This window comes from Cellulosimicrobium cellulans, assembly GCF_006539945.1.
In the GTDB taxonomy this organism is placed as follows: domain Bacteria; phylum Actinomycetota; class Actinomycetes; order Actinomycetales; family Cellulomonadaceae; genus Cellulosimicrobium; species Cellulosimicrobium cellulans.
The window spans coordinates 18,839-29,002 of the sequence record NZ_BJNZ01000039.1; the positions used below are offsets into that span (position 1 = coordinate 18,839).

The following is a 10,164-nucleotide window of genomic DNA, read 5'->3' on the forward strand; positions in this document are numbered from 1 at the left end:
GGATGTGCGCCGTGATCATCGTGACGACGAACGAGGTGCCCGGCTACCGCATCGACGCGGTGCTCGGCGAGGTGATGGGCATGACCGTGCGCAGCGCGAACATCGGGGCGAACTTCGTCGCGTCGTTCCGCTCGATCGGCGGCGGCGAGGTGACCGAGTACACGAAGCTCGTCTACGAGTCCCGCCAGGAGGTCATGCACCGCATGGTCCAGGAGGCGCAGCGTCGCGGCGGGAACGCCGTCGTGGGCATGCGCTTCGACACGGGCGAGATCGCCGCGTCGTTCTCGGAGGTGTGCGCGTACGGCACCGCGGTCGTGGTGAGCCCCATCCCGGCGGGCCAGCCCGGCGCGACGGCGCAGTCCGCCCACCAGGCGCAGGGCGCCCCCGCGCCCCAGCAGCCGGGCGGGCAGGGCTACCCGCAGGACGCCGCCCCGGACCAGCCCGCCTGGCACTGACGCCCACCGCGGGGCGCGCCGCCGGCCCCTCGCGGGGCCGCGGCGCACCCGAGGGTGTCAGAACAGCGTCATGATGATGGGGCCCTTGACCAGCAGGATCCACGCGACGAGCGCGACGTAGCCGATCGCCAGGAACAGGTGCCGGTTGCCCACGAGCGTGCGTCGCACGCCGTCGCCCGCGGGCAGGTACCCCTCCTGGACCGCGTGGACCACCTGGTACCAGAACAGCGGGAGCATGGCGAACCACACGACCATGCAGTAGGGGCACATCGCCGAGATCTCGTACATCGTCGTCCAGATGAGGAAGACGATCAGGCCCATGCCGAGGGTCGTCCCGCCAAGGAGCGAGAGCCAGTACCAGCGCGGGAGCCGCGCGCCCGCGAGCAGCACCACGCCCGTCGTGATGACGACCGGGAACGCCGCGATGCCCAGCAAGGGGTTCGGGAACCCGAGGAGCGCACCCTGCCAGGAGTCCATCGCGTCGCCGCAGTCGAGCAGCGCGTTGAGGCTGCACGACGGCACGTGGTTCGGGTCCGCGAGCTTGAGGAACTTCTCGATCGCCAGCGCCGCCGAGCCGGCGAGACCGATCGCGCCGAGCACGACGAGCAGCCAGCCCATCGCGCGCGCGCTGATCGGGCGGGGACCGGACGACGGCAGCAGCTCGTCGTCGTGGTCGGCGGACACGCTCGCACCGGCGGTGGCGCTCTTGCTCACGGGGACGCTCCTCGTGGGTCACCGGCTCGCGCCGGACGTGACGGGGCGCACGGCGGTGCGCGCAGGGCACAACCTACCGCGCGCCGCTGGGTCCCGGCTGGGAGCCCGCCGAGGTAGAGGCGTGGTCCGCCGAGGTAGAGGCGTGGTCCGCCGAGGTAGAGGCGTGGTCGCCCTTCCCGACGGCGTGTGGTCACCCTGGGTGGTCTCGATTCACCCGGGTCGGCGCTCACCACGACCAGGGCTCTACCTCGACAGACCAGGGCTCTACCTCGCGGACCTGGGCACTACCTCGGCGGGCTGACCGGCTCCATGGCAGGCGTGCGGGCGTCGGCGGGCGGGGTCGCGCCGACGACGCCGGCGGGGCGGCGGCCGACGAGGAGGATGATCGCGAGGCCGGCGACGGTGAGGACGACGCCGGTCCAGGCCGGGGCGAGGTAGCCCCAGCCGGCGGCGATGACGAGGCCGCCGAGGAACGCTCCGTTCGCGTTGCCGACGTTGAGCGCGGAGTGGCACAGCGCCGCGCCGAGCGAGGGCGCGGCGGGCGACAGGTCCATGAGGCGCGTCTGGAGCGAGAGGCCGAGTACCTGGGAGGTCACGCCGAGCAGGAAGAGCGACAGCACGGCGGGGACGGGGTGCTCGCCCGTGAGGGCGAACAGCGCGAGCGTCACGCCGGTGGCGACGAACCCGAGGTAGACGGTGCGCATGACGGAGCGGTCGGCGAGCCGGCCGCCGAGGACCGTGCCGGCGGTCATGCCGACGCCGAAGATCGCGAGGACGAGCGGCACGGCGGCGGACGACAGGCCGGTGACGCGCGTGATGGTCGGCTCGACGTAGGAGTAGACGGCGAACATGCCGCCGAACCCGACCGCGGCGCCGACGAACCCGAGCCACAGGGGTCCGTTGCGCAGCGCGCCGAGCTCGCGGCGCACGCTCGAGTCCTCGTTCCCCGCGCCGGCCGGGATGAGCCACCACAGGGCGGCGAGCGTGACGAGGCCGAGCGCGCCCACCACGACGAACGCGGCGCGCCAGCCGAGCTGCTGCCCGGCGAAGGTCGAGAGCGGGACTCCGACGACGTTCGCGATCGTCAGTCCGGCCATCATCGTCGCGACGGCGCGTCCGCGGCGTCCGGGGCCGGCGACGGCGGCACCGACCGCGGCACCGACGCCGAAGAACGCGCCGTGCGGCAGCCCCGCGAGGAACCGCCCGGCGACGAGCGTCTCGATGCTCCCGGCGGTCGCGGAGAACAGGTTCCCGAGCGTGTAGAAAGCCATGAGGGCGACGAGCAGCGTCTTGCGGGGCAGGCGCGCCGCGACGACGGTGAGCAGCGGGGCACCGACGACGACGCCGACGGCGTAGGCCGTGATCGCGTGCCCTGCGGTGGGGATCGAGACGTCCAGGTCGGTCGCGATGTCGGACAGCAGGCCCATCGTCGCGAACTCGGTGGTGCCGATCGTGAAGCCGCCCATCGCGAGCGCGAGGAGCGCGGGTCCGGCCCCGCGCAGGCGCCCGGCGCGCGCGGGGGGTGCGTCCGCCGGGGGTGCGGGCGTGGCGGTGCTGTCGGTCATCAGGTCCTCGGGCGTCGGGCGCAGTGCGGCGGTGGGCCTCGGACCGACCGTTATCGAATCGATTCGAGGAGCGTCGGCGACATCGGCGACGAGAACAGGGGCAGGCGGCCAGTCTAGGCGGAGACGGGCTCCGCGCGCACGACCCACACGTGGTCCGCGGCGCGCAGGCCGAGCTGCGCGGGCGGCGTCGGACGCCCGGCGGCGGGACCGGAGCCCGGGCCGGCAGCATCGGGCGGCGACCAGACGACCGAGAGGATGCCGGCGTACTCGCGCCGCTCGCGCACCTCGACGCCGGTGTCCAGGCCGACCCCGATCTCCGCGAGGTAGCGCAGGACGTCCGGGTCGGCGTCGGAGATCCGTGCCACGGTCCCCCGGTCCCCCACGACGAGGTCCGCGAGCGGCACCGCGGGCGGGCGGACGACGCTCCCGTCCGCACCGGGGATCGGGTCGCCGTGCGGGTCGCGCGTCGGGTGCCCGAGGCGCGCGTCGATCCGCTCCATGAGCAGGTCGGAGACGGCGTGCTCGAGCACCTCGGCCTCGTCGTGCACCTCGTCCCAGCCGTACCCGAGCTCGGACACGAGGTAGGTCTCGAGGAGCCGGTGGCGTCGCACCATCGCGAGCGCGAGGCTGCGCCCGCGCTCGGTGAGCGTGATCGCCCCGTAGGGCGCGTGCTCGAGGAGACCCTGGGCGCTGAGCCGGCGCACGGTCTCCGAGACCGTCGACGCGCCGACACCGATGCGCTCGGCGAGGAGCTTGGTCGTCACCCTCTCGTCCGACCACTCCTGGGCGGCCCAGACGACCTTCAGGTAGTCCTGGGCGACGGGCGTCAGGTCGGTCGGGTGGTCCACCCGACCACCCTAGGTCACGGGCCCGTCGCGACTCTCAGGGGCTCGCGGGTCGGACCAGCTGGAGCCGCACCTCGACCGTGCCCTCGTCGCGCACCTGGACCGGCGCGGCCGGCGGCACGGCGATGCCGTAGTCGGAGAAGCGGACGCCGATCGCACCGGTCGCGAGGACGCCGTCGCCGGACCGCTGCGCCTCGAGCGCGACCGTCACGGCCTGGGTCTCGTCGCGGATCGTCAGCGCGCCCGACGCCTCGAGGCGCACCGGCGTGGTCGTGGTCCCCAGCTCGCTCACGTCGAGCGGCGAGGTGAGCGAGAAGAGCGTGGTCGGGTAGAGGTCGGTCTCGAGGGCCTGCTGGAGCTGGCGGTCCGCGACGGCGGACCCGGTCCGGAGCGTCGTCGTCTCGACCGTCACGGTCGCGGTCTGCAACGTCCCCGACCGCACGCGGAACGTCCCGGCGGCGTCCGGGGTGACGCCCAGGAGCACGGCCTCGTCGGCCGGCACGTCGAGGACGTCGGCGCGGAATCCCGCCTCGGACCCCGGCCCGACGACCCACTCGCCGTCGACGTCGAACGGTCCCGGCTCGGCGGGCGCCGCGGACGCCGTCTCCTCCCCCGGCGACTGCAGGCCCAGCGGCGGTGGAGTCCGGCCCTCTCGCACCTCCGAGTACACGAACGGCGCGAGGAGCACCACGACGAGCGCGAGGACCACCGACACGACGATCCAGCGCGTGGACCTGCTCATACGGCACATCCTGCCGCGTCCGGCCGCCCGCGGCCAGGACCGACGCGCGCCGTCTCAGCCCTCGGTGGCGGGCGCGTCCTGCGTGGGAGCGTCGGTGGGGACGTCCTCGCCCTCGACACCCTCCTCGCTGCCGTCGTCACCGGCCGGCTCCTCGACCACCGGCACGCCCGACGGCGTGGGCCAGGCGATGCGCGGCCAGACCTTCGCGGACTCGTCGGTCCCGATCTGCACGAGCTGCCAGTCGACGATGCGGCGCCGCTCGGGGTCGAAGCGCAGCACCGTCATCTCGGCGGTGCCCTTGAGCGGGCCGATGCGGAGCTGGTCCTTGACCGCGCCCGCGGTGCTGCCGCTCACGTACCGGACGCCGCCGCCCGTCCGCTCCGGCCCGGACCGGGTGTGCATGTGCCCGGAGATCTGGTTCGGCACGCAGCCGGAGTCGAGCGCCTCGTTCCCCATGCGCGGCGTGTGGATGAGGAGGAGGTCGATCCCGTCGCCGTCCTCCTGCTCGGAGCACGCGACCTCGGTGATGCGGGCCGCGTACTCCTCGGGGGTCTCCTCGCGCGGCGGCTGGCTGCCCAGGCCGAGGCGCGTCTCGAGCGGGTCGCGGTCGCCGAGGATGCGGATCCCCTCGACCTCGACGACCTTCCCGTCCAGCACGGTCTGGCCGTTGGCCCGCTCCTGCGCCGAGGTCTCGACGCTGTCGTGGTTGCCGTCGGAGACGACCATGGTCACGCCCTTCGGCACCGCGGACGCGAACGAGTCGACGCAGAACGACTCGACCGCCGTGCCGTTCATCGTCGTGTCCCCGGCGTTGAGCACGATCGACGCCCCGGAGCGCTCTGCCGCGGTCCGGATGAGCGGCGTCATGCCGGTGTTGCAGTGCAGGTCGCTCACGACCAGGAGCGTGACGAGGTCCTCCTCGGCCGCGGGCTCCGGGGCGGGCTCCTCCGTCGCCTCGGCGTCGGCCGACTCCTCGGCACCGGAGACGTCGCCGCCCGCGTCCTCGTCTCCGGGGCCCGACGGCGGGGCGTCGGTCGCGCCGTCCTCGTCCCCCGTGGTGCCGGTCCCGTCGGGCGACGTCGCCCCGTCGGGCGACGGCTCGTCGTCGGACGCCGCCGTCGCCGCGGGCAGCGGCGTGGTGAGGCGCTGGATGCGCTCGCGCCGGTCCCACGCGGCGACGAGGTTGGCGTCCGCGCGCGCGTAGAAGTCCTCGTTCTCGCGGTAGAGGTCGATGAGCATCGCCCCGTAGGTGTCGACGACGCCGGCGAGCCGGCCGGTGATGCGCGCCCCCTCGAGCGGGGTCCCGTCGAACACGGCGGACGCGCGCTGGGACGGCCCGGTCGTCGTCCCGGGGTCGCTCGCGACGAGCGACGCGGCGACGAGCGACACGAGGACGACCCCCGCCGTGATCTCGTACGTCCGCGGAGCGACACGCTCGGTGAGCTCGCGGCGCCGCGGCGGGCCGAGCAGGAGGTAGAGCCCTGCGCCGACCGCCGCGACGACGAGGATCGCGAACCCGGTCCGGCGCAGCGCGTCGACGACGAGGGCCCGCGCGACGGAGCCGATGGTCTCCTGCGGGCCGCCGAAGAAGCGCAGGTAGTCCTCGAGGTCCTGCGACAGGCCCTCCAGCGTGTCGGCCTGCCCGACCGCGGTGAGGTCCGCCGGGATCTCCTCCACCGTGACGTCGGCGCCGAGGCCGAGCGGCAGCGGGGAGTCGATCTGGATCGTCCCGAGCGGGCCGAGGTCGACGGTGACGAGGCCGTTCGTCGTGACCTCGTAGAGCGCCTCGTGGGGGCCGAGGCTGCGCTCGGCGGTCGCGGTCGTCACCCCCCACACGACGCACGGCACGAGCGCGAGCAGGACGGCGAGGGTCCAGCGGACCCAGCGGGGCGGGGTGCGGTGCGGACGGCTCATCACCGCCCAGCCTCCCGGATCGCGGCTCCCGCCGCCAACCGCGAGGGCCGCGCCCCCGGCCGCCCGGGTGCGGCGGGGGGCGCGGGACGGCGCTCCGTCAGGACTTCGCGTCCCGGAGCGTGACGAGCGCCACGCCCGCGGCGACGAGCATGAGCACCACGCCGATGAGCGACGTCGTGCCCACGCCGCTGCCGAACGCGGCGTGCGCGGAGTCGAGCAGCGCCTGCGCCTGCCCCGCGGGCAGGGTGGACGCGACCTGGGTCGCGCCGCCGAGCGTCTCGGCCGCGGCGACGGAGTCGGCCGCGGGCACGCCCGCCGGGACGACGACGTTCGCGTGGTACGACGCCGTGAGGATGCTGCCGAGGACGGCGGTGCCGAGCACGGCGCCGACCTCGTACGCGGTCTCCGAGATCGCGGACGCCGCGCCCGCCTTGGCGGCGGGGACGGACGACACGATGAGGTCGTTGGACACGGTCTCGGCCGCGCCGACCCCGAGGGACAGTACGACGAACGCCACCATGAGCAGGGCGAGCGTGCTCTGCCCCGCGCCCGCGGCGACGATCGCGTACCCCGTCGCGGAGAAGAGCAGCGCGACGGCGACGACGTGCGCCGGGCGCACGCGGCGCACGACCCGCACGACGCCCAGGCCCGCCACGATCATGACGATCAGGCCCGGCAGGAGCGCGACGCCCGCCTGCATCGGCGTGAGCCCGAGCACGAGCTGCACGTCCTGGGACACGAAGAACAGGAACCCGACGAGCGAGAACACCGAGAGCAGGTTGACGAGCACGGCGCCGCTGAACGCGCCGTGGGTGAACAGGCGCACGTCGATCATCGGGTCGGGTCGGCGGAGCTGGCGGCGCACGAACAGCGCCCCGGCGACCAGGCCGACGACGACGCTCCCGAGCGCGAGCGTGCTCACCCCGGACTTCGCGAGCATCTTGATGCCGTAGACGACCGGGGTCATCGTCGCCATGACGAGCACGATCGACAGCACGTCGACGCGCCCCGGGGCGGGGTCGCGCGACTCGGGCACGAAGAACGGCGCGAGCGCGAGCAGCAGCACGAGCACGGGGACGGCGAGGAGGAACACCGAGCCCCACCAGAAGTGCTCGAGCAGAAACCCGCCGACGATCGGGCCGAGCGCCGACCCCGCGGCGAACCCGGCCGCCCAGATCGCGATGGCGAGGCGGCGCTCCTCGCGGTCGACGAACACGTTGCGCAGGATCGAGAGCGTCGACGGCATGAGCATCGCGCCGAAGAAACCGAGCGCGGCACGCGAGGCGACGAGCGCCCCGGCCGTGGGCGCGTAGGCAGCGACGACCGACACGGCGGCGAAGCCGACCGCACCGACGAGGAGCAGCCGGCGGCGGCCGACACGGTCGGCGAACGAGCCCATCGGCACGAGCAGGCCGGCGAGCACGAGCGGGTAGATGTCGATGATCCACAGCAGCTGCGTCCCGCTGGGCCGCAGCGACTCGGAGATCTGGGGCAGCGCGAAGCTCAGCACGGTGTTGTCGATCGACACGAGCAGCACCGGGAGCATCAGCACGGCGAGCGCGAACCAGCGGCCGGCGGCACCGCGCGCGGGTCCGCGCGTCGCGGGCGCGTGCTGGCCGCTCGCGGCCCGGCCGACCGTCGAGGTCGTCGTCACGGGGTTCGTCACGGCGAGAGGTCCTTCCACGTCTTCCGGACGGTCGGGGCGACGCGGTGGCGCCGAACTTCCAAACCGTCCAGACGGTACAGTAACGATGTCGCGCCCCGTCGTCATCCCCAGCCCGGTGTGACGCCGCGCACTGCTCCCCCGCGGTCGGTGCTCGCGCCGAGCCCGCCCACTACCCTCGGAGCCATGCCGCCGCCCCCCGCCGCCCGCGCAAAGGTCCTGCGCGCGTTCGCGTCGCTGCTCGTCGAGCAGGGCGAGCGCGCCGCCACGCTCGAGGCCGTCGCCGATCGTGCTGGGGTCTCCAAGGGCGGGCTGCTCTACCACTTCGGGTCCAAGGCCGCGCTCGCCGACGGCCTCACCGAGCACCTGCGCGAGCTCACCGCCGCCGACGTCGAGACGATGCGCGCCGCGCCCGCGGGCGCCGTCGACTACCTCATCCGCACCTCGACGCTCGTCGACACCGAGTTCGAGCTCGTCTACCTCGCCGTCTCGCGCCTGGCGCAGGGGTCGTACCCGCGCGCCCGCGCCGCGCTCGACGGCGCGCACGACGCGTGGACGCGCGCCGTCCTCGACGAGGTCGGCGACCCCGTCGTCGCGAACGCGATCGTCCTGCTCAGCGACGGGCTCTACGCGCACGCCGCGCTGAGCAGCGACGTGCTCGGGCGCGTCACCGGTGGCGCCCCCGCGGCCGACGACGCCGCGGACGCCGCGGGCGAGGACCTCGCCTTCCGCGGCCCGCGCCCGGGCGACGACGTCGACGACCTCCTCCAGATCATCGGCGAGCTGGTCGCGCTGCGACGTCCGGGCCGGGCGCAGCAGCGCATCGAGGACTGAGCGGGCGGAGGCGAACCCGCACCCACGCCGCCCGGCTTCAGCGTCACACCTGCGCACCCCAGTACTGCTCCCGGTCCGCGCCCCCGCTCAAGCCGCGTCACGCGATCACGGAGCCCGAGTCCGTCGCGCGCGCTCGCGGTCGCCCGACGACGGTGGTCGGGTCCGCCCGCGACCAGCCTCCTCACTCGTCTCTTCGAAGAGGGCGCGTCAGCCATCGAGCAGGAGGACGCCGCCGCACAGCCGAGCAGGGCCGAGCGGTCACCGCGCTGACGACACTCTCGGAGTACCACGCGGACGACTATTTCGACGACGTCCGTGAGTTGGGACGAGTGATCGTCGGCGACGCGAACATCGTGATCGCTGCCTCCAACCCGTGGGACGTGCACCACGCGGAAGTGACGGCGATCGTCCTCGAACACGGACCCGACAGGATCGTGGTCCACTCCCTCACCCTGGCCGAGGTGCGGGTCGGACCGGCCGGTGCGGGCGCGTACGTGCGAGCGCGCCACCTGCTGGAGGCGGCCGGTTTCCGGCTCTCGGCCGAGGGTGAGCCGACGCCCGAGGACCTTGCTCTCGTCCGCGCGGCCGCGCCACTAGGCCGTGTTGCTAAAGGTTGCTGGGGAAGAGCCGGATGTCCGACGCTGGAATGGCGACTCGTGCTCCGAGCATGCCGTCGGGTGGGGGACCGACCATCTCGAGCAGCGTGATAGCGGGCCCCGAGCGCAGAACAGCCACGCCGTCGCTCTCTACCCGTTCGATGACGCCATGCAGCGATCCCGGAGGCAGCTCTCCAGCAGCGGTTCCGATGACGACTTCCGCCCACTGACAGGGCGCGCAGTCGATCTCGACGTCGATGACGTCGCCGACACCGGGCGCCGGGCCCCGCCAGGTCGCGCCGAACCTGCCAGCAGGCGAGTCGACGACAACGGGCGGCGACGGGCCGACATCAACAGACCGCACCTCGATCCGCATACCCCGTCCTTCGTGTTGAAGCGTCCACCAAGTGTGCTTCACGGGGACGTCCAGATCGGACGGACGCACCCGGCCAGGTCGGGGTTACCGAATGATGCTCTGCATCCAGTGGAGTGTGGCGGCGAGGCATTGACCGGAGTGAGTCGCCCCGGTGAGTCCGGAGACTCGGGGGGTTGCGTCAGGCCGGGACGGCTTGGCGCTGTCGGTGACTGTAGTAGAACGCCTCGGCCTCGATCGGCGTGAGGTCGTCGATGGACCCGTGGGTCCGTTCGGTATTGAACCAGTGGACCCACTCAAGGGTTGCCGCCTCGACCTGGTCGCGGCCCTTCCACGGCCCCTCACGGTGGATGAGCTCGGTCTTGTAGAGGCCGATCTGGGACTCGGCCAAAGCGTTGTCGTAGGCGTCGCCGACAGACCCGACCGACGCGTCGATGCCGTGCTCGATGAGCCGGTCGGTGAA

Annotated in this window: 10 protein-coding genes; 2 read left to right on the top strand and 8 right to left on the bottom strand. The window is 73.6% G+C overall.

Translation table 11 applies throughout. The features are described from left to right. Positions 1–11: 11 nt before the first annotated feature. A complete protein-coding gene (locus tag CCE02nite_RS19290; protein WP_141391211.1) occupies positions 12–455 on the top strand; it encodes a YbjQ family protein in 444 nt (147 codons plus the stop codon). Between the two features lie 57 nt (positions 456–512). On the opposite strand, the gene CCE02nite_RS19295 is transcribed toward CCE02nite_RS19290, so the two are convergent. The 6 genes from CCE02nite_RS19295 to CCE02nite_RS19320 all read right to left on the bottom strand — a co-directional run bounded on the left by CCE02nite_RS19295 (position 513) and on the right by CCE02nite_RS19320 (position 7,901). Then, positions 513–1,169: a vitamin K epoxide reductase family protein gene (locus CCE02nite_RS19295; protein WP_255318987.1), complete on the bottom strand. Its 657-nt coding sequence runs from the start codon at positions 1,167–1,169 to the stop codon at positions 513–515. 284 nt (positions 1,170–1,453) lie between these two features. Continuing rightward, positions 1,454–2,734: an MFS transporter gene (locus CCE02nite_RS19300; RefSeq protein ID WP_141391212.1), complete on the bottom strand. Its 1,281-nt coding sequence runs from the start codon at positions 2,732–2,734 to the stop codon at positions 1,454–1,456. 113 nt (positions 2,735–2,847) lie between these two features. After that, on the bottom strand, positions 2,848–3,582 hold the full coding sequence (locus tag CCE02nite_RS19305; protein WP_255318988.1) for a metal-dependent transcriptional regulator: 735 nt from the start codon (positions 3,580–3,582) through the stop codon (positions 2,848–2,850). Positions 3,583–3,616: 34 nt separating this feature from the next. After that, the gene (locus CCE02nite_RS19310; protein ID WP_170227383.1) at positions 3,617–4,321 is read right to left on the bottom strand and encodes a YceI family protein; all 705 of its coding nucleotides are present in this window, start codon (positions 4,319–4,321) and stop codon (positions 3,617–3,619) included. A gap of 54 nt (positions 4,322–4,375) precedes the next feature. Next, a complete protein-coding gene (locus CCE02nite_RS19315; RefSeq protein ID WP_141391214.1) occupies positions 4,376–6,235 on the bottom strand; it encodes a metallophosphoesterase family protein in 1,860 nt (619 codons plus the stop codon). 97 nt (positions 6,236–6,332) lie between these two features. Then, the gene (locus CCE02nite_RS19320; protein ID WP_255318989.1) at positions 6,333–7,901 is read right to left on the bottom strand and encodes an MFS transporter; all 1,569 of its coding nucleotides are present in this window, start codon (positions 7,899–7,901) and stop codon (positions 6,333–6,335) included. Between the two features lie 183 nt (positions 7,902–8,084). On the opposite strand from CCE02nite_RS19320, the gene CCE02nite_RS19325 reads away from it, so the two are divergent. Next, a complete protein-coding gene (locus tag CCE02nite_RS19325) occupies positions 8,085–8,732 on the top strand; it encodes a TetR/AcrR family transcriptional regulator (RefSeq protein WP_170227384.1) in 648 nt (215 codons plus the stop codon). A 606-nt stretch (positions 8,733–9,338) separates the two neighbouring features. Here the strand turns inward: CCE02nite_RS19325 and CCE02nite_RS19330 are convergent. Together CCE02nite_RS19330 and CCE02nite_RS19335 are read right to left on the bottom strand one after the other, a co-directional pair. Beyond that, positions 9,339–9,704 carry a hypothetical protein gene (locus CCE02nite_RS19330; protein WP_141391216.1) on the bottom strand — a complete coding sequence of 122 codons (366 nt, stop codon included), beginning with the start codon at positions 9,702–9,704 and terminating at the stop codon, positions 9,339–9,341. 178 nt (positions 9,705–9,882) lie between these two features. Then, positions 9,883–10,164 (bottom strand): integrase core domain-containing protein (locus CCE02nite_RS19335; protein WP_141391217.1); only part of this gene is annotated, 282 nt, incomplete at its 5' end.